The organism is Nocardia wallacei (assembly GCF_014466955.1).
In the GTDB taxonomy this organism is placed as follows: domain Bacteria; phylum Actinomycetota; class Actinomycetes; order Mycobacteriales; family Mycobacteriaceae; genus Nocardia; species Nocardia wallacei.
In genome coordinates this window covers 7,612,145-7,634,639 of the sequence record NZ_AP023396.1, presented here as the reverse complement: position 1 = coordinate 7,634,639, position 22,495 = coordinate 7,612,145, and the positions used below count along the sequence as shown (strand labels likewise).

Sequence of the window (22,495 nt, the reverse complement as noted above, 5' to 3'; positions counted from 1 at the left end):
GAGAACGGGCTGCGAGACGGTCGCATGATCAACACGGTCGGCGATTCCGCGCCCTATGCGCCGGTTGTCGCGGTCGGGGCACTATTCTGGTCTCTGAGCATGGAGAATGCGGGCGGCGCCGAGCCGGCGTCGCGGCAGATTTATTCGGGTACCGTTGGTCTTGTTACTGGAGTGGCAAGAGTGAAGAGTGGGCGATATGGATGTGTGGGGATCCCGCCGCTTTCGCGTTCGCGGCGCAGCGGCACTTGCGGGCGCGGTCGCCCTGGTGGTCGCGCTGGGATCGTGCGGCCTGGACGACAAGCCGGACAGCCCCCAAGCCATCGTCGAGAAATTCACTCAACTACTGGACGATCGAGACGCCGAGAGTGCCGCCCAGCTGACCTCGTACCCCAACGGCGCCGAGGCCACCCTGCAGAAGTTGTTCGACGGGCTCAATCCCGGCAAACCTGATTACCAGGTTGCCCAGTACATCGGCCTGGACGGCGATTCGGGCATGTTCAACCTGAAGGCCGACTGGAACTTCGGTCCCGGCAAGGACTGGACCTACGATCTGCAAGGCACCATTCGCAAGCTCGCAATCGGCTGGCGCATCTCCTGGGAGCCCAATGTGGTGGCCCCGCAACTGGACGGCCAGCGCAGCATCAAGCTGGTACGCACCGACGCCCCGCCGCCCAAGGTCAACGACAACGCGGGCAACACGCTGATGACCGAGCAGGTGATCAACGTGGTGAAGCTCGATCCCGCCAAGACCCCCGACCCGGTGGCCTCCACCAACGCGCTGGCCGACGCCATCGCTCCGGTCGCCCCGCTGATCACCGGGCCGTCGCTGATGCAGCAATTGGCAGCGTCCCAGGGCAAACCCGTGGTCGCGGTGCAGTTGCGGGAAGACGATTTCGCGATCCTGGAGCCGCGGATGGCGCCGATCCCGGGCGTGGTCATGGACAAGGAGCCACGGCTGATCGTCACCGACCGCCGCATCTTCTCGCCGCTCACCGATGCCTTCCGCAAGGTGTGGCAGGAGAATCGCGACAACCACGCGGGCTGGGGCGTGAAGCTGTTCGAGGCCGACGGGCGTCCGGTCGCGCAGCTGGCCGGACAGCAGGGCCCGCCCGGACCGGATATCGCCTCCACACTGGACCAACGGTTGCAGCGGGCCGCCGAGGACGCTGTGGTGAGCGCCGGGACGGCGGCCTCGATCGTGGCCGTGCAGCCCTCCACCGGCGCCGTCGTGGCCGCCGCGCAGAACACCTACGCCAGCGAGCAGGGTCCGGTCGCGTTCACCGGCGCCTACCCGGCCGGGGGCATGATCGAGCTGTTCAAGCAGGCCGCGGCGGTCGCGAAAAAGAAGGCGCCGCAAGATGTTTCGGTGCAGGACGCGGCCGAGGCGGCGGCCACGCTCGGGGTCGGCATCGGCTTCAAGGTGCCCGGCCTGGAACAGACCACGGGCCGATTGCCGATCGGCGGCCGCGGTGTGGAGCAGGTGCGCCAGGGCGGGGCCGACCCGATCCTGGCCAGTCCGTTCGGAATGGCGCTCGCCGCCTCGACCATCGCCCGCGGTTCGGTCGTCCCGCCGATGATCGAGATCGGTCGCCCCGCCACCACCGAGGCCGAGCTCTCCCCGCTGCCCGACCCGGTGCTGCAGCAGCTGCGCCGCATGCTCACCGACGATGCCGCGGGTGGCCCCGAGCTGGCGGCGCTGCGCCGGTACGCAGGCGTAACGGCATACGCCGCGACCGCCGGAACCAGCGGCTGGTTACTGGCGAACATGGGGGACCTGGCCTTCGCCATCCACATCGACGACGTGGACAGCGGCGACGCCACCTCACGCATGGCGGCCCGTATGCTCCAAGCCCTCGCGGCCCCGGACGACAAGTAGCTGTCCTCACGCCGACGTCCCGAAAGAGCCTGGTGGCGCAAAGAAGTCAGCGCCGGAATCGCCAGGCGAGTCGCCAGCCGAGCAGGAAGACCGCGAGGACCGTCGCCGCCACGATGATGAAGCTGACCGCGGTGCCCTGACCGCTGACCACGCGCAGCAGCATGCCGACCACGAGCGTGGACAGCCACACCACGACGCCCGTCGGCCACAGCGGCAGCGGATCGAATCGCCGTAGCGCAGCGGCGAATCCGTCGCGGGCGCCCAGCCCCGCCGCCAGCAACCACCCGACGACCAGCCCCGCGCCGAACGGCCACAGCGTACGCAGCAACCCGGTGAGCACCGCCTCGTCGTGACTGCGCCGCCCGATCGCGCAGAAGACGATCACCAGCAGCAGGTCGACCACGAACGGCCCCAGTTTCCTCACGCCGTCAGGGTAATGGGAGCGATGTGGCCGCTCGTCCCGAGGCCACAGCGGAGCTTGCGGCGGTTCCGCGTCGCGTCACGGTGACAGACGGGGCCGGTGTCAGCTCTCGCCGGGCTGTCCGGCGGCGGTGCCGTCGGCCGACCCCGGGCTCGCCTTGCCCGGGGACTCGGGCGCCTTCTCCTCCCGTGGACGCTTCTCGTTCAACAGCCGCTGCTCGGCCAGAATCGCCGAGCGGCGCTCGAACTCCTTCTCGAACTCCGCGTCCTCGGCCTGCGGCTTGCGGAACAGGAACGCGAAGACGATCCAGCCGATGATCGCGACCAGGATGAAGCTGACCATCCGATAGACGAAGGCCGCAGCGACGGCCTGGGCGGCGGGCAGCCCGGCGGCGGCGGTGAGGCTGTAGACCAGGGTGGCGTCCACGTAGACGATGCCGCCGGGCGCGAACGGTATGGTGCCGACCGCCTTGCCGACGCTGAACGCGATGAGCAGCCCGGCCAGCCGCGGCTCGGCGCCCACGGCGTAGCAGGCGGCGCCCAGGCAGGCCACGTCGCCGATCCGGTGCACCACGGCCCACGCCCCGACCAGACCGCCGTCGCGCCGCCCCAGCTCCACCGACTCCAGCTGGTGCAGGATCTCGTGCACCTTGTCCATGCCGCTGTCGGCCGCATGGTGCCGAATCCGGTTGACCAGGCGCAGTACCCGCCGGACCAGCGACTCCAGCGTGCCCGGATTGTTCGAGACGTAGTTGCCCGCCCAGATCAGCGCGATCACCGCGGCCACCGGCAGCACCAGCTTCCACGGCCCGACCTGATCACCCACCAGCACGGCCCCGCCCACCCCGAGCAGCACCATGCCCGCCGCGGCGACCACACCCGACATCACCAGCTGCCACGACGCCACCATCGGACTCGCGCCCCAGCGCCGCGTCTGGCGATAGGTGAACGCCGTCGAGAACACCTGACCGGCGGGCAGCGTCACCGACATCGCGGTCGCGCCGTAGACGACCGCCACGGATTTACGCTGGCTCACCGCCACGCCACCGGCCCGCAGCAACTGTTTCTGGATCCGCCCGAAACCGCTCATCGACACCGCCTGCACGAAGATGCAGGCCGCGACCCAGCCCCAATGGATTTCCGTCAGATTTCGCCACGAATCGTGCAAACGGGGCCACAGATAAACACCCTCGGCGATCAGCAGTGCCGACAGCCCTACCCCGAGAACCCATTTCACCCACCAGAACCGCCCCCGGCGGCCCGGTTCGGCGGGCGACTCGGAGTCGCCGGCTAGTTCACCATGGGCCCTCACGTCCGTCAGCCTAACGAACGGTTCTTTTGCGACGCAGCCCCCTGCTTTCGGCACGTGTTTCGCGCCGGGCACGCAGACCGTTCAGTCCACTATCGAGTCGGGGCGCAGCTCGACATCGGCCCCGCCGGCCTCCGCGCGGTGGTTGTCCAGCGGCTTCGGCCAGGCCAGACGGGTTTTGCGGCGGCGCCCGCGCAACTGCACCTCGTCGCCGGATTCCCAGAATTGCTGCTCCCGCGCGTCGGCGAAATACAGCGCGCTACCCGAACCGAGCACCCGGCCGGGATGTTCCTTGGCCAGTTCGGTCAGCCGGGAAGCCTCGTTGACCGGATCGCCGATCACGGTGTATTCGAAACGATTTGCGGCCCCGATATTTCCGGCCACGGCCAGGCCCGCGGACACCCCGATGCCGATATCCAGACCAGGCACCTCGCGCAGCGCCTCACGCAGTTCCCGGGCGGCGGTCAGCGCGGCCGTGGGTGCGTCGGGGCGATCCAGCGGTGCGCCGAAAATTGCCAGCGCCGCGTCCCCGACGAATTTGTTGATCAGACCGTTGTTGCGATCGACGACGTCGACCACGACCCGGAAGAACTCGTTGAGCAGGCTCACCACCTCGGTCGGCGGGCGCTCGGCGGCGGTCGCGGTGGAGCCGACCATGTCCACGAACAGCACCGCGACGAACCGGGTCTCGCCACCGAGTTCGGTGCCGAACTCGAGGGCCCGGCGGGCCACCTCCTCGCCGACGTGCTGGCCGAACAGCTCCTGCAGTTCGCGGCGCTGCGCGGCCTCTTCCATCATCCGGTTGAACCCGACCTGCAGCAGCCCGATCTCGCTGCCGTCGAACACCTCCACCTGCACGTCGCGCGCGCCCTCCTGCACGCGATTGATGGCGCGCGAGAGCTGGCGCACCGGATCGGAGATGCTCGAGCCGGTCAGCATCGACAGCGCCAGCGCCTGCATGATCACCACACCGCACAGCAGCAGGATCGACACCGCCAGCGACCGCGCGGAGAACTGCACCTGCGAGGTGATCTGGGTGACGCACAGCAGCACGATCGCGATGGTCGGCGCGAAGGTCCCCATGCCCCAGGTCATCGCCATCCGGGTGCCGACGCCGGGGGTCAGGGTGTGGTCGAAGGTTCCGGTCGACAGCGCGTGCGCGGCGACGGGGCGCAGGATGCGTTCGCCGAGCATGTAGGTGAAGCCGAACACGATGGTGGCCGCCATACATTCGGTGACGATGACCGCACCCGCCAGCTCGGGCGTGTCGACGATGATCGTCGCGGCCAGCACGCCGCCGCCGACCAGCCACAACAGCAGATGCACGATGGCCTGCCGCAGCGGCGCGTGCAGCGCGGCCATCTGCTCCTGACGACTCGGCGGGCCGCCCCGCAATTGCCAGCGCATCACCGGGCGCAGCATCAGCGCCGACGCGGTCACGCTCAGCGCACCGCCGACCACGAACACCGTCACGGGAATCAGCAGGCCGGTGCGGCGCACACCCGTCGGCGAGCCCTCCGGCGAGGGCAGGCCGTACTGGATGAACGCGTACACCAGAATCGCACCGAAGGCGTTGGCCGCCAGCATCGATGCCAGGTACAGCGGCCAGCGCGTTCGCATGGTCTGTTTGACCGCTTCCAAGGGCGCCGACACGAGGACCAATCTAGCGTTTCACGCCGGTGCGGTCCCGCGCGCACGCGTGCCGGTGCGGTTAGGCTCGCGGCGTGAGTGACGTGGGGAGCAGCCGCGAGGACAGCGAGGACACGGCCGGGGGAGCGGTGGTGCGGGAGCGGCCCGCCCGGCGCGCGGCCGAGGCGGTGCATCCGCTGGTGCGGGAGGCGGCCGAATGGTCCTGGCGGTTGCTGATCATCCTGGTCGCGGTGCTGGCCGTGGCCTATCTGGCGCACCGGCTGACCACCGTGGTCATTCCGCTGGCGATCGCGTTGTTGCTGGCGGCGCTGCTGTCGCCGGTGGTGGACTGGATGCAGCGGATGGGGTTGCCGCGCTCGGTCGCGGTGTTCGTCGCACTGATCGGATCGCTCGGATTGCTGGCGGGGGTCTTCACCTTCGTCATCGAGCAGTTCGTCAACGGCCTGCCGCAGTTGACCGACGAGTTCAAGACCAGCATCCACACCATTCAGGACTGGCTGATCAACGGCCCGCTGCACCTGAGCAACGACCAGATTCGCAACGCGGGCAACACCATCATCAAAACGCTGGAGTCCAACCAGGATTCGCTCACCAGCGGCGCGCTGACCACCGCGGCGGCGATCGGGGAATTCCTCACCGGCATCTTCCTGACGCTGTTCATCACCATCTTCTTCCTCTACAGCGGCGACCAGATCTGGCAGTTCGTCACCCGGGTCATTCCGACCGAGCAGCGGCCGCGGGTGCGCAAGGCCGGGCAGCTGGGTTTCGGAACGCTGATCGGATTCGTGCGGGCCACCGTGGTGGTGGCGGCCGTGGACGCCATCGGCATCGGGGCCGGGCTGGGGATCCTCAACGTGCCGTTGGCGCTGCCGCTGGCCTCGCTGGTGTTCATCGGCGCGTTCATCCCGATCGTCGGGTCGGTGCTGGCCGGGTCGGTGGCGGTGTTCCTGGCGCTGATGACCAAGGGACTGGTGACCGCGCTGATCGTGCTGGGCATCACGATCGCGGTGATGCAGCTGGAAAGCCATGTGCTGCAACCGTTGCTGCTGGGCCGGGCGGTCCGCATCCATCCGCTGGCGGTCGTGCTGGCCATCACCGCCGGTGTCGTGCTGGCGGGCATCGCGGGCGGCCTGCTGGCCGTGCCGTTCGTCGCGGTGCTCAACACGGCCGTCCGCTCACTCCTGGCGGGCAGTCCGGAGGAGCTGTACCAGGAACTCAACACCGGCGAACCGGACGAGCCGATGTTCCACGCCGAACCCGACACCCCGGACGAGGGCCGCTACTCCCTGCCCGCCCCCGCGGCCTCGGCCGGGGAAGCGGAGAAGATCCGCGATGCGGGCGACGGCTGAGCCGAGGTGGGGATAGTGGCCGCCGAGCAGGGCAACGATGCGGTGGCGACTGCTCCGCTGTGGCGGGCGGCGCAGGCGTTTCGGCTGGTCACCGTGTTGTATGCGGTGGGGCAGCAGGTCGCTTCGGTGGACTCGTATCGGGAGCCCGGGCTCAGCTGGCTGCTGATCGGGGGACTGGTGGTGTGGTCGGTGGTTTCGGCGATCCTGTTGTCGCAGTGGGCCGATCCCGAGTCCGCGCGTCGGCACACGGCGGTGGTGCTCGGGGACCACGCAGTGGTGATCGCGCTGATGGCCTCGACCCGGCTGGTCGCCGACTACGACTGGTATCACGGGCACCAGACGTTGCCGACCACGCTCTGGGCCGCGAATGCGGTGATGTCGGCGGCCATCCGGTGGGGTGCGATCGGCGGTGTGCTGTCCGGGCTGCTGGTCTCGGCGGTGAGCATCGCGGTGCGGGAGCAGTGGGAACTGGAGCTGTGGAACGACGCCACCGCGCCCGTGCTCGTGTCGGTGGGCCTGGCGATCGGCCTCGCCGCCAGCACGGCCCGCCGAGCCCAGCGGCAACTGGAGGCCGCGATGCGGTTGACCGCCGCGGCGCAGGAACGGGAGCGCTTGGCGCGCGAGGTGCACGACGGTGTCCTGCAGGTACTCAGTTACATCAAGCGCCGGGGGAGTGAGATCGGCGGCAGCACAGCGGAACTCGCGCAGCGCGCGGGGGAACAGGAAGTGGCCCTGCGGGTCTTGATCTCCGAGCAGGGCGCCCGGTCCGAATCCGGCGGTGCGCGAGTCGATCTACGCCCGCTGCTGACCGCGCAGGCGTCCCCCTCGGTCTTCGTCTCCACCCCGGGCGACCCCGTGCGGATCGGCGAATACACCGCCCGGGAAATCGCGGCGGCCGTCGCGGCGGCGCTGTCGAATACCGCACTGCACGCCGGACCCGATGCCAAAGCGTATGTGCTGCTGGAGGATATGGGCGATGCTCTGGTGGTGAGCATCCGCGACGACGGCCCCGGCATCGCCCCCGGCCGGCTCGCCGACGCGGCCGCCGAAGGGCGAATGGGAGTGACGCGCTCGATCGTCGGCCGCATCGAGGCCCTGGGCGGCGAAACGGAATTGCTCACCACGGAGGAAGGCACCGAATGGGAATTCCGCGTGCCCCGACCGACCGGGGCCTGACGATGACGCGGTCGCGTACAGCCGGGGGGTCCGGAGCCGATGCGGACGAGCGGAGTCGGTGTGGGAGGCCGGAGTTGGTGTAGGAGACCTGAATTGGTGTGGAAGGCGCGAGTTGGTCTGGGCGGCCGGAGCCGGTGCGGTAGGTCGGAGTTGACGCGGGAGACCGGGCGGGACGGGAGACGAACATGAGCGGAGATGATGTGCCGGGCGGCGAACGTCCGGGCGATGCGAAGCCGGAAGGCGCTGCCGCCGAAGACGTTTCGGTGATGGTGGTGGACGATCACCCGATGTGGCGCGACGGCGTTTCGCGCGATCTGACCGAGGCCGGGTTTCAGGTGGCCGCCACCGCCGACGGTGTCGGGTCGGCGACCCGCCGCGCCGCGGCCGTGCGGCCGACGGTGGTGTTGATGGATATGCGGCTCCCCGACGGCAACGGCGCTCAGGCCACCACCGAGATTCTGCGGGTCTCGCCGGACAGCCGGGTGCTGGTGCTGTCCGCCTCGGCCGAACGCGGCGACGTGCTGGACGCGATCAAGGCGGGCGCCACCGGCTACCTGGTGAAGAGCGCCTCGGCCGCGGAACTCGTCGCGGCGGTGCGCGCCACCGCGGCCGGGCAGGCGGTGTTCACGCCGGGCCTGGCCGGTCTGGTCCTCGGTGAGTACCGCCGTATCGCCAGCGCGCCGTCCGGCCGCGACGAACCGCACCGCCCGGCACTGACCGACCGCGAGACCGAGGTGCTGCGCATGGTCGCCAAGGGCTTGTCCGCCAAGCAGATCGCCACTCGCCTGGGCCTGAGCCACCGCACGGTCGAGAACCACGTCCAGGCCACGCTGCGCAAACTCCAGCTGGCCAACCGGGTGGAGCTGACCCGGTACGCGATCGAGCAGGGCCTGGAGTAGCCCTCGGCTGCCCCCGAGGGCGTAGCCCGGATCAGGGATTGCCCTGATGTGCGGGAACGCCGCCGTCGGTACCCTCGACGGCATGGGTGGTGAGACGGTTTCGGCTCCTGGGACGCGATCGGTGCCGGAGCCCGGCGGCGCGGTGGGCGACCGCGATCTGCGGGTGTCCGATGCCGAGCGCGAGCACGTCGGAGTGCTGCTGCAGCGGGCCGTGGGCCTGGGCATGTTGTCGCTGGGTGAGTTCACCGAGCGGATGGATACCGCGCTGGCCGCCAAGACCCGCGGCGAGCTGAACGCCGTACTGATCGACCTGCCCGGGATCCGGATGGCGGGTCAGCCGCAGCCCGCCCCGCCGCCGTATTCGAAGGCGCCCTCGTTCGGCGCGGCGCGTCCGGCACCGGCCGCATCGTCGGGCGATCGGATCCGGGCCCGGCTGTCCGGCATCACTCGCAAGGGCCGGTGGCAGGTGCCGCCGGTGCTCTACCTCAACAGCCAATTCTCCGGCGTCACTTTGGATTTCACCCAGGCGATCATGTCCACCCAGGTGGTGGAGCTGCGCGTGGACGATTTCTGCAGTTCGCTCACGCTGATCGTGCCCGCGGCGGCCACGGTCGACCTCAACGGCCTGGACCTGATCGGCTCCAGCGCGAACAACAAGGTGCGTACCGGCCCCCCGATCGGCCCGCTGCACCTGGTCGTCAGCGGGCGGCTGCGATTCGGCTCCGTCACGGCCAAACAGCCCTTCGGCGCCCAGTGGCGCCGTCTGATGTCGGGCTTCTGACCGGCGGGCAAGGTCAGGCCCCCACCGAAATCCGCGCCGCCGTCGCCCGTGGCCGCGTGCCACCATGCGCGGCTGAGTGTTCCGGAGAATTTTTCGAAGAAATCTTGGGTGGGGTGTCGGATCGGGGTGGTGGTGTTCGTAGCAGTGGTGAGGCCGCCCAACGGGGGTGGCGCGAGCGAGGAGAGCATCATGAGCACCACCTTCACTGTCGACTTCTTCAGCACCGTCGATGGCTACGGCATGGCGGAGGGCTGGCCCGGGTACTGGGGGAAGGAAGGGCCCGAGCTGATCGCGGATCGGGTGCGTACCTTCGCCCAGGAGCAGGTGCTCGTTTTCGGCGCGACGACGTTCCGCGAGTTCCGGCAGTTCGTGACCGAGTACGACGAGCCCTACTACGACAGCCTGAACGAGCTGCCGAAGATCGTGTTCTCCAGCACGCTCGAAGAGCCGCTCGGATGGCAGAACTCGACGGTTCTGCACGAGGACGCCGTGACGGCGATCGAGCGACTGAAGCGCACGACGGACGTGCCGATGCGTTCGCACGGCAGCATCGCGCTCAACCGTGCCCTGCTCGCCGCCGGGCTCGTCGACCGGCTGGAGGTCATGATGTTCCCCGCCGTCTCCGGCCGCGCCGGTGGCGCGGGTTTGCTGCACGGCGGTGCCGAGCTGGATCTGGAGCTGGTCGAGTCGACGGTGCTCGACGGCCGGACGCACAAGCTCGTGTACATCCCGCACGTGCACGGGAAGGTTCCCGAGGGTGTCGGGCCGCAGCCTCGGAAAAGCGGGGGCGCGATCGCCGACCGATAGACCACACCCGCCGGCGACGCACAGGAGAGGACTTCAGATGCAGTATCTGGTTTCGGTGATCGACGACAAGAGCAATCCGGGCAGCACGGACCGGGAGCCCGCCATCAGCGCGTTCAACGAACGACTGCGGGCCGAGGGCTACTGGGTTTTCGCGGGGGGACTCGCCGACACCGACACGGCCACGGTCGTCGACAACCGAGGCGAGCAGCCGGTATTCAGCGACGGGCCGTTCGTGGAGTCGAAGGAATACCTTGCCGGAGTCTGGGTGTGGGAGGCCCCCGACCTGGACGTGGCGCTCGCACTCGCCGCCGAGGCGTCGAAGGCGTGCGATCGCAAGATCGAGGTACGGCCGTTCCGGTGAACGACATCGAGCACGCGATCACCCGCGCCCACCACGACGAGTGGTCGCGGGTGGTCGCCGCTCTCACCAGGCGTTTCGGCGACCTCGACATCGCCGAGGAGGCAGCGGCCGAGGCGTTCGCGACCGCTGTCGAGCGGTGGCCGGGCGACGGCGTGCCGCCCAACCCCGGCGCCTGGCTGACCACCACGGCCAACCGCAAGGCCATCGACCGGATCCGGCGCGAGAACAAGCGCGACGACAAGCACAAGGAGGCTCGGATCGTGTACGACGACACCCCGCCCGAGCCGCTCGGCGCCATCGACGACGATCGGCTCCGGCTGATCTTCACCTGCTGCCACCCGGCGCTGGCGATGGAGGCCCGCCTGGCATTGACGCTGCGCATGGTCGGCGGCCTGACCGTGCCCGAGATCGCCCGCGCCTTCCTGGCGACCGAAAGCGCTGTGGGGCAACGGATCACGCGCGCGAAGGCCAAGATCACGGCGGCCCGCATCCCCTATCGGGTACCGTCCGCCGAGGACCTTCCGTCCCGCGTCACCGGCGTGCTCAACGTCCTGTTCCTCGTCTTCAACGAGGGTTACCTGGCGACCGGCTCCGACACCGAGCCGCTACGGCACGACCTGACCACCGAGGCGATCCGGCTCACCCGTTTGATCCGTACCCTGCTGCCCGGCGACGGCGAGGTGGCCGGACTGCTGGCGCTGATGCTGCTCATCGAAGCCCGCCGCCCCGCCCGGGTTTCGGCCGACGGCGAACTGGTCGCCCTCGCCGAGCAGGACCGCGGCGCCTGGGACGAGACGTTGATCGCCGAGGGGCATCGGTTGGTGCGCGAGCGTCTCGCGGCCGGAGCGGCTCCCGGCCGCTACCAGATCCTCGCCGCGATCAACGCCGTGCATACCTCCGCCCGCGACGTGCGTGATACCGACTGGTCCCAGATACTCGCTCTCTACGACCAACTCGTGCGCCTCGACGCCTCCCCGATCGTCGCCCTCAACCGGGCCATCGCCCTCGCCGAGCTGGACGGGCCGGAGGTCGCACTCGCCGCTGTCGACCGCATCGAAGGCAAGCTGGCCGGATATCACGCCTACCACGCAACCCGGGCCGATCTGCTGCGGCGGCTGGGCCGCAGCCGGCAGTCGCGTGCGGCCTACGACAAGGCCATCGAGCTGGCGGGCAACTCCGCCGAGACGGCGTACCTCGCTCGCCGCCGCGACCAACTCGGGTGACCACGGACCGGCCGGGCTACGCGGGAGTGGTCTGCAGGGCGCGGCCGTAGTGTTCGGCGACGGCGGTGAAGGCCCGCTTGGGTTCCCAGCGCATGTCCGGGTAGGTGTCGCCGTAGCCGTTCTCCAGGACCTTCACGATGCCGAGGCTGGCTAGGTCGAGGTCGGTGCGGGGGTCGGTGCGGTGTGGGTAGTTGTACAGGGCGAACAGGAAGACGAAGGTGCTGTCGACGCCCTCGGAGTCGAAGATTTCCAGCAGCTCGCTCAGATAGGCGGCCTGACCGGCCTCGTCGCGGGTGTACTCCCCGTTCAAGCGGACGGGGTCGCCGGTCGCGGGGTCGTGTTCGACGATCTCCATGCTGCGCGGCGCGACGTCGCCCGCGCCCTGCCAGGTGGCCGCGCCGAATCCCGTGACAGCGACCGGCTTTCCCGGTGCGACCAGATCGCGCACGCCCTGGCGGAACCGGTCGGCGACTTCGGCGGAGCGGATGAGTTCGAGCGATACGAAGTCGAACGGTGCCCAGTCGATGCGCTCGAACTGGATGGCGCAGTAAGTGATTCGGCCGCCGAAGCGTTGGCGGACGGCGGGCACGGCCGTGCCGAAGAACTCGTCCAGCCGGGCGCTCACGCCCGCGAGTCGTTCGGCCCGGCCGTCGGGGTCGGCCAGCAGCAGGCGCAGGCGTTCGTCGACGTCCGCGCCCGGCAGCCAGCCCTTGTTCATGACGGTCAGCTCGACACCGGCGACGAACACCACCTCGGCTCCCGTCCGCCGTAGCCGTTCGGCTCGCTCCGCGCAGTCGAGGAACAAGGTGTGGATCTCCCCGGGCGTCAGATCCAGCGGGTACGGCGAGAACCAGACCTCCAGGCCGAGTTCGGCGGCGTGGCGGGCGGCCTGTTCGAGCCGTTCCGGATCGCCGCCGATGATCTGAACGGCGTTGCAGTGCAAGTCATCTCGAATGATGGTGAGTTCGCGCGCGACGGTCCGGAGATCCCAATCCGTTCTCGAAATCCTGCCCGCGCTCACGAAGCCCGTGTCGTACGTCATTCCTCTGCCGCGCATGTGTGCTGTCCCTTCTGGTGCGGATGGGCGGTTCGGGCACAGCGTAGACCGCAAATTTGCGTGCACGCAAGTTTGCGTGTGTGCACGAATTCGTGAAAGGCTGGGCGGGTGGCGGGTTTACGTGAGCGAAAGAAGCAAGCCACGCGCGAGGCACTGCGCGCGGCGGCACTGCGGCTGGCCATGGAACGGGGGCCCGGCAACGTGCGCGTGGACGACATCGCCGAGGCGGCCGGTGTCTCACCGCGCACCTACAACAACTACTTCTCCAGCCGCGAACAGGCCATCGTCGCCGCCGTCACCGCCGAACGCGAAGAGCGGGTCGCGGCCGCGGTGGCGTCCCGCCCGCCCGAGGTCCCCCTCGCGGACGCCGTCGTCGACGCGATCGTGGAGCAGTACACCGCCTCCGGCGACACCGCCCGCGAGGCCCTCCTTCTGATCACCCGCACACCCGCCCTGCGCGAAGCCTTTCTCCGAACCACCACCGTCATCACCGACCCCCTGGCCACCGTCATCGCCGCTCGCATCGACGACCCCACCGGCCTCACCTCCCGCGTCCTGGCGGCCGGAGTAGCCGCCGCCATCCGCGTCGCTCTGGAACAGTGGATCCAGCCCGCGAGCGGCAACCTGGTCGTGGTCTCCGGTTCCCTCGCCGACCTCCTCCGCTCCGCCCTCGCCCCCCTCGCCCCCGCACTGGACGCCGCCAGCGGGACCGTCGAAACAACCGGAAAGGCAAGGTAGTTCGCGCAAGGTACGCGCTGTCGATCCGGTCGGCGGGCGAATCCGACTCGGCCACAAGGTGTTCCGTGGCTATAGGCGATCTATTGCCCGATCGGTGGTGCGAGGTACTCCAGCGCGTAGCCGTCGCCGGAGCGGGTTACGCGGGCGATGCCGGGGGAGTCGAGGTGGGCTCCGGCTACGAAGTGGTCCGGTCGGGTCAGTTGTTCGAGGAGGGCGGCGCGCGCGGCGCGGGCCTGGGGCTGGTTGCCGTCGAGTTCCCATGACACGGTCGGCTGCTCGAACTGGAGGGTGGGGACGTGGACGGTGTCGCCCCAGGCGAGCAGGTGGCCGGTGCCGCCGCTGAGGTCGTAGACGGTGTGGCCGGGGGTGTGGCCCGGTGTCGGGACGGCGGTGGTCCATTCGTTGATCGCGACCCTCTCCGACACCGGTACGACACGGTCGCGGATCGGCTCGAGCCGCCCCGTGAACACCGCGGTGTCGCCCGCGCCGATCCACACGCGCTCGAGTCCGGGGAACGCCTGCGAACCGTCCGGCGCGATCAGGCCGCTCACGTGGTCTTCGTGGTTGTGGGTGATGGCCACATCGGTGATATGCGCGCGGTCGATTCCCGCTTCGTCGAGCGCGTCGTGGAGCAAACCCATGGTGGGGTCGTGCCAGACGTTGGACGCGCCGGTGTCGATGAGCACCGATCGCGTGCCGTCGGTGACGAAGAAGGCGTTGACCGACAGCCGCAAGTTGTCGCCGACCAGCGGGACGGCGGCGGGCAGCGCGTCGAGCGCGCACCCGTTCTCGTCGCGCAGTCGGGTCGGCGGCATGTCGATGTACCCGTCCCGCAACGAGATCACTCGCAGGTCGCCGAATTCGAAAGTGGCGTGGTGCTTGCCACTCGAGATCAAACGCATGGAACCTCCGGCCGTACGTCTCCGATAGAAGACAACCGTCTTCTATCGGAGAAACATACACTGTCGGCAGCACAGGCGCCTAGTGATCGAGGAGCAGGGTGGTCGAGCAAGACCGGAACGTGGCCGCGGCGCTGCACGGTGACGACCTGGCCGGCGCTTTCGGCCGGAACGTGCGCCGACGCCGCGAGGAGGCGGGCCTGACGCTGGAGCAACTGGCCGCGCAGTCGTCGGTCAGCAAGGCGATGCTGTCCAAGGTCGAACGCGGTGAGAAAAGCCCGACGATCGGCGTCGCGTCCAAGATCGCCCACGCGCTCGGTGCGTCGCTGTCGGAGCTGATCGGTGGGGCTGCCGCTGCCGCGCCCGGTGCGGCCGTTGTCATGCGCAGGAACGAGCGCCCTGTCTTCCGTGACCCGGAAACCGGTTTCGAGCGGCACATGGTGTCGGCGGCCCCGGGCGCGGGCGGGGCCGAGATGGTCGTCCACTACCTGCCCGCGCGGGTCTCCACCGGCCTGCTGCCCGCGTATCCGCCGGGCACCGAGAAACAACTCGTGGTGCTCGCAGGCACCCTCACCGTCGCGATCGGCGGCATCAGCGAGACCCTGCACGCGGGCGACTCGCTGTTCTTCCAGGCCGACGCCGACCACGGCTTCGCCAACCGGACGGACGCGCCCTGCGAGTACATCATGTTCATCTCACGCAGGACGTGATCGGCCGCGGCCGATCGCTCACCGGAGCGTTCAGTCGCGGTTCTGGCGGCGGAGCAGTTCGTTCACGCTGACGGTGCGACCGGCTCCGCCGGAGTGCTTGCCCTCGTCCGGATCCGGATGTCCCGGGCGGCGTCGGGAGGAGCGGAGGTCGGCCATCCAGCGTTCGATGGTGTTGCGTTCGGTATCGTCCGGCTGGTCCCCGGCGGCGTCCGGCGTCTCGGCCTGGTTCGCCGATTGCTCTGGCGCAGTAGACGACTGGTCCGCCGCGCTGTAAGCCTGGTGTTCGGACAGATAGGCCTGCTCAGGCGCGGTGTAACCACCGTCTCCCGGTTCGGGCTCGGAGTAGGTCTCACGGGAGCCACCGTGGTCCCGCTGAAGTGCGTCGTTCGATTCGCCCTCAGCACCGTAGCGCTGTTCGGGTGCGATGCCGGCCTCGCCGGTGAGACCGTAGCGCTGTTCGGGTGTGGAATGGGGCTCGCCGGTGGAGCGGTAGGGCTGTTCGGGGGCGGGGTAGGGCTCGCTGGTTGCGCTGTAGGCCTGGTGGGAGTCGGCGTATGACCGGCCGGACGCGGTGTACGGCTGTTCCGGTGCCGGGTAAGGGTTTTCGGTTGGCTCGTACGACTGCTCCGGTGCCTGGTATGCGCCGTCGGTCGGGCTGTAGCGGCGCTCGGGGGCGGGAAGCAACTTGCCGGGCGGGGTGCGCGGCGCCTCGGGTGCGCCGTAGGAGTCCTCCGATACGCCGGACCGCTGCCCGGGCTCGATGAACTTCCGTTCGGCGGCCGAGGAACCCTGGTCCGAGGTGGGATATCCCTGATCCGGTGCCGACGCGGGATCCTTTGCGGGCGAAGGACTCTCGTGACTCGGACCGGAATGGAACAGCTGTGCGCGGCTGGCGGGGTGCGGCGCCACCCCCGGCTGCGGTGGCAGCACTCGGGGTGTGGTGCCGACCGGTGCGGTCGGCTGTGTCGGCTCACTGGGCGCGGCGGATTTCGACGGCTCGGTGGGCCGCGTCTGCTCCTGCGGCCGGACGGTTCGTGGCGGCAGCGGCGGTCGCGCCGTCTGCGGCGTCGAGATGGCGGGCGTCGACACCGAGGGTGTCGAGATGGAGGGCATCGAGGCCCGGGGCTCCTCCGAGGCCGCCCGCGGGGGCTGTGGCAGCGGCCCGGACAGCGACGGCCGGATCGGCGGCGTCGGCCCGGGAGCGGACTGCGATGTCTCCGTGGCCGATTCGGGCGGCTCCGGCGGCGTGGGCGCGGACGGTTGCGCCCGGCGAGGGGCATTCGGCGGCGTGACGGACTGTGTGCGGACGGGAGTCGTCGGCATGGCCTCGGAACGCGGCGTCACGCCGATCACGCCGGACTGCGGTTCGATGGCCCGCGGCAGTTTCAGGTTCGTCTGCGGGGTCGTCTGCGGCGCGAACATGCCCGGCTGCGGTCCGCGGCCCTGCGGCCCGGCGGAATTCTGTTGCGCCGTACCCGAATCCGACGCTCCGCCGCGCTCGGCCGCGGCACCATCGCCCGGAACGTCTTGCTCGGTACCGAGATTCAACAGCGACGCGGTGCCGGACGACAGGGCGGCCGGATCGCTCTCCGAATCCTCCTGTGCCGCATCCGGAACCCGCGAAAGGTTGCCGGTGTCGCCCGGCCGCCCCGGTTCGGTCCGAATCTCGCCGAGCCGCTGCGTCGGCGCCTCGCCGTCCACTCCGCCGATGAACCGCGCCCGCTTGGGCTTCTTCTTACGCGCGGGCTTGGCCGGAGTGCCGTCGGCCAGCACCGGAATCTGCAGCGTCACCGGATCGGTGACCGGAGTGGTCTTCACCAGGTCGACCAGCTCGTCGGTGCCGGGCCGCTCGTCGTCGAGGATGGGCTCGCCGAGGCCGATCTTCTGCTGAATCTTCTTCATCCACTTCGGCGCCCACCAGCAGTCGTCACCGAGCAGCTTCATGGTCGCCGGCACCAGCAGCATGCGCAGCACGGTGGCGTCGATGAACAGCGCGGCGATCATGCCGTAGGCGATGTACTGCATCATCACCAGGTCGGAGAACGCGAACGCGCCCGTCACCACCAGCAGGATCAGCGCGGCCGCGGTGATGATCCGGCCGGTCTGCGCGGTGCCGATCCGGACCGCCTCGGTGGTACTCGCGCCCATGGTGCGCGCCTCGACCATGCGAGAGAGCAGGAACACCTCGTAGTCGGTCGACAGGCCGTAGATGATCGCGATGATCAGCACCAGTACCGGCGACATGATCGGCTGCGGCGTGAAATTGAGCAGCCCGGCCGCGTGCCCGTCGACGAAGATCCAGGTCAGAATGCCGAGCGTGGAGCCGAGACCGAGCGCGCTCATCAGCGCGGCCTTGATCGGCAGTACCAGCGAGCCGAACGTCAGGAACATCAGCAGCGTGGTGACCAGCACGACCAGCGCGATCATCAGCGGCATCCGGGTGAGCAGCGCGTCGATGCTGTCCTTCTGGATGGCCGGTTGCCCGGTCACCATGAACTGCATGTCGTCGGGGACCGTGACGTTGGAGCGCAGATAGTCGATCGCCTCGTCGGCGGTCGTGGTGTCGGCGTCGACCAGCGTCGCCTGCGTGGCCCACACGTTGGAACCGCCCGGCGGCGAATCCGGCGTCTTGAACTTGGTGGCCAGACCCGGCGCCTCGTTGGCTTCCTGCAGGATGTTGTAGATGCCGCTGGGGTTGTCGGTGACCATGACGATCTGCAACGGATTGGACCGATACTGCGGGAACAGCGCGTCGAACTGTTCCTGCGCGACCCGGGTCGGATTGTCCGGCGGCAGATAGGTTTCGCTGATACCGCCGAACTTCAGGTCCTTCACCGGAATGATCAGCAGCAACAGCAGGATGCACAGCGGGATCGCGACCTTCAGCGGGTGCTTCATCACCCACTGCGTGCTCTTGCCCCAGAAGCCGTTCTCGATCTCCTCGGCGGTCTTGGTCTTGCGGAACCACTTGAGCCCCAGCATGTCCACGCGACGACCGAGGATGGACAGGATCGCGGGGAGCACGGTCAGTGCCGTCAGCGCCGCCAGCAGCACCGTCGCGATGGTGCCGTAGGCCACCGACTTCAGGAAGCCCTGCGGGAACAACAGCATGCCCGCGCTGGCCGCGATGATCATGGTGGCCGACATCGCCACCGTGCGGCCCGCGGTCATCACCGAACGGCGCACCGCGGAACCGGTGCTGTACCCCTCGGCGAGTTCCTCGCGGAAACGACTGACTATGAACAGGCCGTAATCGATGGCCAGACCCAGCCCGATCATCGACACCACCGGGCTGACGAACGAGTTCACCTCGGTGAACTTGGTGATCGCCATGACGATGCCGTTCGCGCCGAGCACCGTCAGCCCGCCGACGATCAGCGGCAGCGCGGCCGCGACCACACCGCCGAAGATGAAGAACAGCAGCACCGCGACCACCGGGATGGCGATGACTTCCATCCGCTTCTGGTCCTGCGCCATGGTGTCGTTGAGCGTGCCGGAGACCGCCTGCATGCCCGCGACCTCGACCTCCACGCCCGGGATGTCGAAGACGTCCTTGACCTCGCGGAAGTTGTTCACCATCTCGGTGTCGTTGGAGCCCTTGATGGCGAGGGTGGCGAAGGTGGTCTTCTTGTCCGGGGTGGCCACGCCCGTCGTCGTCCACTGGGCGCCGCCGGTGGCCCGCCAGTACGCCACATTGATCTTGTCGATCTGATCCGGGTACTGCTTCGGCAGCGCGACGAGACTGTCGGTGACCTTCTTGCTGAACTCGGGGTCGTCGACGGTCTTCCCGTCCGGCGCGGTGTAGAGCAGGATCACGTCGCCGGTGTGGTCGCGGCCGTAGGCCGCGTCCTTCAGCTGCGCGGCCTGTGTCGACTGCGAGGTCGGATCGTCCCATCCGCTGGCGCTGAGGTGTTTCTCGATGCCGAAGCCGAAGCCGCCGAGGGCGAGCAGCGCGGCCACGACCGCGGCCAGAACGAGGAAGCGAAATCTGTAGACCAGCTCGCCCCAGCGGGTGAACACTAAGCGACTCCTTGAGCGGGGCGGGAGGTGAGCAGGGCCGACAGCGGCCGGAAGGGCTGCAGCCAGGCTCCCTCTTCGGGCAGCGAGTCGAGAGAGACCCGGGGCAGCGGTTCGCGGAACACACCCGGGATGTCCTCGAGGTCGATGAATTCGAGGATATCGGACGTCACCGCCCAGCTGGCGTGCTCGCGGAATCCCAGCACCTGCACCGGAACTCCGCTCGCCGCGAGTTCCTCGAGCGGCTCGCGGAAGGCCTGGCCGTCGGCCGACGCGACCATGATGCCGGCCAGTCCGGCGTTGCGGCGGCGCGTCTCGATGTGCGCCAGCATGTCGCTGTCGACGTCGGAATCCTCGTCGATCTTGGGCTTGGCGAAGACCGCGTAGCCCACGTTGCGCAGCGCCTCCACCCACGGGCGGACCACGTCGGCGGTGCCGGGCGCGATGTTGGTGAACACCGTCGCCTCCGCCTCGACCCGCTGCACACTGCCCACCGACAGTTCGGCGGTGCGGGCCAGCAGCCATCTGCCGAGCGCGTCGAAGCGCGGCCGGTACGCCGCGGTGGGCCGGCCACCGAGGATCGCGCCCAGGCCCATATCGAGGTTCGGGGCGTCCCAGACGAGTAGCACCCGGCGCATGTCCGCGGTGTTACCCGATCCGGGCACGCCCGCGTGCCCCTCCGAGGAGGTGCCGTGCATTATTCCGGCAACATCCATGACCTCGTGGGCCATCTCGCTCACGCTCATAAGTCGATCTTCCCCCAAATGAGCTCGGTGATGGCGCTACCGGCACGATGTGCCTTGCTTTCGAACTTGGTGACGGGCCGGTCGAACCCGATCGGGGCGGTGGCGCGGAACCGCTCCGGATCTCCGCCTGTCGCCTCGTTCATGCCGATGAGCTGTGGTTCTTCGGCGCCGACCGCGGCGATGTGCTCGGCGTAGCCCGCGTGGTCGGTGGCGACGTGCAACACGCCGCCGGACTTCAGGCGGCTGGCGATCAGCGCCACCGTGTCCGGCTGCAGCAATCGCCGCTTGTGGTGGCGCGCCTTGGGCCACGGATCCGGGAAGAAGACTCTGACGCCAGTGAGCGAATTTTTGGCAATCATGTGTTCGAGTACGTCGACCGCGTCGCCGCGCAGCAGCCGGATGTTCTCGATGCCCTCGCGTTCGATGCGCTGCACCAGCTGCGCCAGGCCGGGTTTGTAGACCTCGATGCCGATCAGGTCGAACTGCGGTTCCGCCTGTGCCATGGCCGCGGTGGCGGTGCCCGTACCGCAGCCGATCTCCACGATGAGCGGCGCCTCGCGGCCGAACCAGGCGGCGGCGTCGAGCGGATCGTCGGACACCTCGCGGCCGATGCGTGGCCACGTCCGCTCCCACGCCTGCTGCTGGGACGGCGTGAGCGCGCCGCGCCGCGAGCGGAAGCTGGTGACTCGGGGATAGAGGCGGGAGCCGGTCGGATGCCCGCCGGGCTCGGCTGTGTCGATGCGCCGTCCGCGGGGCCCGTCGTCGTGGCGCAGGCTGCCGCCCACAGGCCCGTCGCTCCCGGCGTTGGGTTTCGCGGCGTCGTTCACGGCGTCCATTGTCCAGTATTCGATGATTAGCGCAGCAATCGACCGCACCGACGGCTGTGGCACCGCATTCAGGCGGCCAAGGTGTCGGCGCGGCGCAGGACGGGCTCGGACCGCTGGCGCAGCGGCCGGCCGAGTACGACTCGTGTTGCCGTACCTGCCATTTCGAGTAGGCCCCGCCAGCTTGCCGGAGCCGCCAGCACCGACCAGACAATCCGTGATGTGGTGTCCGTCACCGGGTGCCCGGCGATCCGGTCGGCGAGCCAGTTCAGGCTGAGCGGCGTGGACAGCGGCAGCAGCGAGAAATGGTCACTGAGACGGTCGCGGAGATAGACCACGGTGGTGCCGCCGCGGCGGTAGCGGTCGAGCTGAGCCTCGACGCCGTCGGCGTGGATGATGCGGTCGTGCACCGGCTGGGTCACCAGCAGCGGGCAGCGCGGGGCGGCGGTGCCCAGGCGTAGGTCGTCGAATACGTCGCGCATTTCCGGTTCGTCCAGGATCTCCTCCAGCGGGCGGGTCAGGTAGTCGGAAACGTTGCGGCGGGCCAGTGCGGGCAGCGCGACGAGCGGTGTCAGCCGGGCCGCCTTGTCGACCAGCTCCAGGCCCTCGGGTGAGAGGTGCTCGTCGAGAACTCGGCCCAGCACCGGATAGATCTTGCGCAGCGCCGCGATCACGATGGCCGGGAATCCGGCGTAGCGGCCGCCGTTGAGCCGCAGGAAGACCTCGCCGGGATCGCCGACCGGCGCGCCCATCGCCGCGCCGACGATATCGAGTTCGGGTGCGTAGGCCGGGGCCATCTCCACCAGCCACGAACTGGCCATGCCGCCGCCCGAATAACCCCACACCGCGACCGGTGTGCCGGTGTGCAGACCGAGCGGCGCGAAGCGCTGTGCCGCGCGGATGCCGTCGAGCGCACGGTAGCCCGGCTCGCGCGGGGCGCCGAAATGCCCGCTCGGACCGCCGTGGTCGGCGATGCTCACCGCCCAGCCGCGCCGCAGCGCATTGGCGACCAGCAGATACTCCAGTTGGGTGATGGACCCGAATACGAAGGCGCCGCGGCGCAGGGCATAGGACGGCGCGCATTGCTCGCAGACCGCGTCGATGGCCGATTGGAACGCGAGCAGGGGGCGCTCGGTGGTGTCCGAGTCGTCGCCGTCGGGCAGCAGCACGGTGGTGACGGCGACCTCGGGGCGGCCGTGTAGATCGGTGCTGCGGTACAGCAGCTGCCAGGCCCGGATCCGCTGCGGGATGAGACCGAACAGCGCGATCTGCACGGGACGGCTGCGCAGGACGGTGCCCGGGGCGTAGTCGGCCAGGTCGGCGGGTGCGTGCCGGAACGGATCCCGCGAGGGCAGCAGTGGTCGGGCCGCGGACCGCCCGGCCGGGTCGGTGCGGGCGATGGTTCTGACGATTCCGGCGAGCGTGGCGACGCCCGGTATCGCGATGCCGCCGACTTTCTCGACGACGCCGATGACGGTCATCGCATTCTCCTCACTGTCGCCGCGGCCGACGGCGGGCGCGCCCGATCCCGAGGCCGGCCGACCCCACCGCCACACCGGCGGCCGATCGCTCCAGACTAGGGGACCACCGCCCCCGCAAACAGCGGATGACCTGCCAATTGTGCTGTGCCACAATGAGTACCGGTACGGTGCG

19 protein-coding genes are annotated in these 22,495 nt (G+C 69.3%); 10 read left to right on the top strand and 9 right to left on the bottom strand.

From position 1 onward, the window contains the following. Nucleotides 1-196: 196 nt before the first annotated feature. On the top strand, nt 197-1,876 hold the full coding sequence (locus NWFMUON74_RS34215) for an NTF2-like N-terminal transpeptidase domain-containing protein (protein WP_187685810.1): 1,680 nt from the start codon (nt 197-199) through the stop codon (nt 1,874-1,876). 46 nt (nt 1,877-1,922) lie between these two features. On the opposite strand, the gene NWFMUON74_RS34210 is transcribed toward NWFMUON74_RS34215, so the two are convergent. The 3 genes from NWFMUON74_RS34210 to NWFMUON74_RS34200 form a co-directional block, all read right to left on the bottom strand. Further along, complete coding sequence (locus NWFMUON74_RS34210) at nt 1,923-2,300, bottom strand: DUF3054 domain-containing protein (RefSeq protein WP_187685809.1); 378 nt, start codon at nt 2,298-2,300, stop codon at nt 1,923-1,925. Nucleotides 2,301-2,399: 99 nt separating this feature from the next. After that, nucleotides 2,400-3,608: a lysylphosphatidylglycerol synthase transmembrane domain-containing protein gene (locus NWFMUON74_RS34205; RefSeq protein ID WP_187685808.1), complete on the bottom strand. Its 1,209-nt coding sequence runs from the start codon at nt 3,606-3,608 to the stop codon at nt 2,400-2,402. An 81-nt stretch (nt 3,609-3,689) separates the two neighbouring features. Continuing rightward, nucleotides 3,690-5,225 carry an adenylate/guanylate cyclase domain-containing protein gene (locus NWFMUON74_RS34200; RefSeq protein ID WP_187689594.1) on the bottom strand — a complete coding sequence of 512 codons (1,536 nt, stop codon included), beginning with the start codon at nt 5,223-5,225 and terminating at the stop codon, nt 3,690-3,692. Between the two features lie 158 nt (nt 5,226-5,383). Here NWFMUON74_RS34200 and NWFMUON74_RS34195 point away from each other — a divergent pair, with 158 nt between their 5' ends. The 7 genes from NWFMUON74_RS34195 to NWFMUON74_RS34165 all read left to right on the top strand — a co-directional run bounded on the left by NWFMUON74_RS34195 (nt 5,384) and on the right by NWFMUON74_RS34165 (nt 11,851). Beyond that, the gene (locus NWFMUON74_RS34195; RefSeq protein WP_425300484.1) at nt 5,384-6,604 is read left to right on the top strand and encodes an AI-2E family transporter; all 1,221 of its coding nucleotides are present in this window, start codon (nt 5,384-5,386) and stop codon (nt 6,602-6,604) included. A gap of 15 nt (nt 6,605-6,619) precedes the next feature. Further along, nucleotides 6,620-7,780: a MacS family sensor histidine kinase gene (gene macS / locus NWFMUON74_RS34190; RefSeq protein ID WP_187685807.1), complete on the top strand. Its 1,161-nt coding sequence runs from the start codon at nt 6,620-6,622 to the stop codon at nt 7,778-7,780. Nucleotides 7,781-8,046: 266 nt separating this feature from the next. Then, the gene (locus NWFMUON74_RS34185; RefSeq protein WP_187689592.1) at nt 8,047-8,679 is read left to right on the top strand and encodes a response regulator; all 633 of its coding nucleotides are present in this window, start codon (nt 8,047-8,049) and stop codon (nt 8,677-8,679) included. A gap of 142 nt (nt 8,680-8,821) precedes the next feature. Continuing rightward, nucleotides 8,822-9,460 (top strand): DUF1707 SHOCT-like domain-containing protein, encoded by a 639-nt coding sequence (locus NWFMUON74_RS34180; RefSeq protein WP_232111266.1) that lies wholly within the window; start codon nt 8,822-8,824, stop codon nt 9,458-9,460. A gap of 189 nt (nt 9,461-9,649) precedes the next feature. Further along, a complete protein-coding gene (locus NWFMUON74_RS34175; RefSeq protein WP_187685805.1) occupies nt 9,650-10,267 on the top strand; it encodes a dihydrofolate reductase family protein in 618 nt (205 codons plus the stop codon). Nucleotides 10,268-10,304: 37 nt separating this feature from the next. Next, a complete protein-coding gene (locus NWFMUON74_RS34170) occupies nt 10,305-10,628 on the top strand; it encodes a YciI family protein (RefSeq protein ID WP_187685804.1) in 324 nt (107 codons plus the stop codon). Further along, the gene (locus tag NWFMUON74_RS34165; protein ID WP_187685803.1) at nt 10,625-11,851 is read left to right on the top strand and encodes an RNA polymerase sigma factor; all 1,227 of its coding nucleotides are present in this window, start codon (nt 10,625-10,627) and stop codon (nt 11,849-11,851) included. Before NWFMUON74_RS34170 ends, NWFMUON74_RS34165 begins: the two co-directional genes overlap by 4 nt. Nucleotides 11,852-11,867: 16 nt before the next feature. Here the strand turns inward: NWFMUON74_RS34165 and NWFMUON74_RS34160 are convergent, their stop codons facing one another. After that, nucleotides 11,868-12,893, bottom strand: coding sequence for a hypothetical protein (locus NWFMUON74_RS34160; protein ID WP_232110741.1), 1,026 nt, complete (start codon nt 12,891-12,893; stop codon nt 11,868-11,870). Between the two features lie 123 nt (nt 12,894-13,016). On the opposite strand from NWFMUON74_RS34160, the gene NWFMUON74_RS34155 reads away from it, so the two are divergent. Then, nucleotides 13,017-13,646 carry a TetR/AcrR family transcriptional regulator gene (locus tag NWFMUON74_RS34155; RefSeq protein WP_187685801.1) on the top strand — a complete coding sequence of 210 codons (630 nt, stop codon included), beginning with the start codon at nt 13,017-13,019 and terminating at the stop codon, nt 13,644-13,646. An 80-nt stretch (nt 13,647-13,726) separates the two neighbouring features. Here NWFMUON74_RS34155 and NWFMUON74_RS34150 read toward each other — a convergent pair whose 3' ends face one another. After that, complete coding sequence (locus tag NWFMUON74_RS34150; RefSeq protein WP_187685800.1) at nt 13,727-14,548, bottom strand: MBL fold metallo-hydrolase; 822 nt, start codon at nt 14,546-14,548, stop codon at nt 13,727-13,729. A gap of 98 nt (nt 14,549-14,646) precedes the next feature. Between NWFMUON74_RS34150 and NWFMUON74_RS34145 the strand changes: the two genes are divergently transcribed. Then, a complete protein-coding gene (locus NWFMUON74_RS34145) occupies nt 14,647-15,255 on the top strand; it encodes a helix-turn-helix domain-containing protein (RefSeq protein WP_187685799.1) in 609 nt (202 codons plus the stop codon). A 30-nt stretch (nt 15,256-15,285) separates the two neighbouring features. Here the strand turns inward: NWFMUON74_RS34145 and NWFMUON74_RS34140 are convergent, their stop codons facing one another. The 4 genes from NWFMUON74_RS34140 to NWFMUON74_RS34125 are packed head-to-tail and all read right to left on the bottom strand — an operon-like array spanning nt 15,286 to nt 22,323. Further along, nucleotides 15,286-19,275, bottom strand: coding sequence for an MMPL family transporter (locus NWFMUON74_RS34140; protein WP_232110740.1), 3,990 nt, complete (start codon nt 19,273-19,275; stop codon nt 15,286-15,288). Then, nucleotides 19,275-20,018: an NYN domain-containing protein gene (locus NWFMUON74_RS34135; RefSeq protein WP_187685798.1), complete on the bottom strand. Its 744-nt coding sequence runs from the start codon at nt 20,016-20,018 to the stop codon at nt 19,275-19,277. The genes NWFMUON74_RS34140 and NWFMUON74_RS34135 overlap by 1 nt, the downstream gene beginning before the upstream one ends. Then, the gene (gene trmB, locus NWFMUON74_RS34130; protein WP_187685797.1) at nt 20,015-20,854 is read right to left on the bottom strand and encodes a tRNA (guanosine(46)-N7)-methyltransferase TrmB; all 840 of its coding nucleotides are present in this window, start codon (nt 20,852-20,854) and stop codon (nt 20,015-20,017) included. Before trmB ends, NWFMUON74_RS34135 begins: the two co-directional genes overlap by 4 nt. Nucleotides 20,855-20,913: 59 nt before the next feature. Further along, nucleotides 20,914-22,323, bottom strand: a complete 1,410-nt coding sequence (locus tag NWFMUON74_RS34125; RefSeq protein WP_187685796.1) for a lipase family protein — start codon at nt 22,321-22,323, stop codon at nt 20,914-20,916. Between the last annotated feature and the right edge of the window lie 172 nt (nt 22,324-22,495).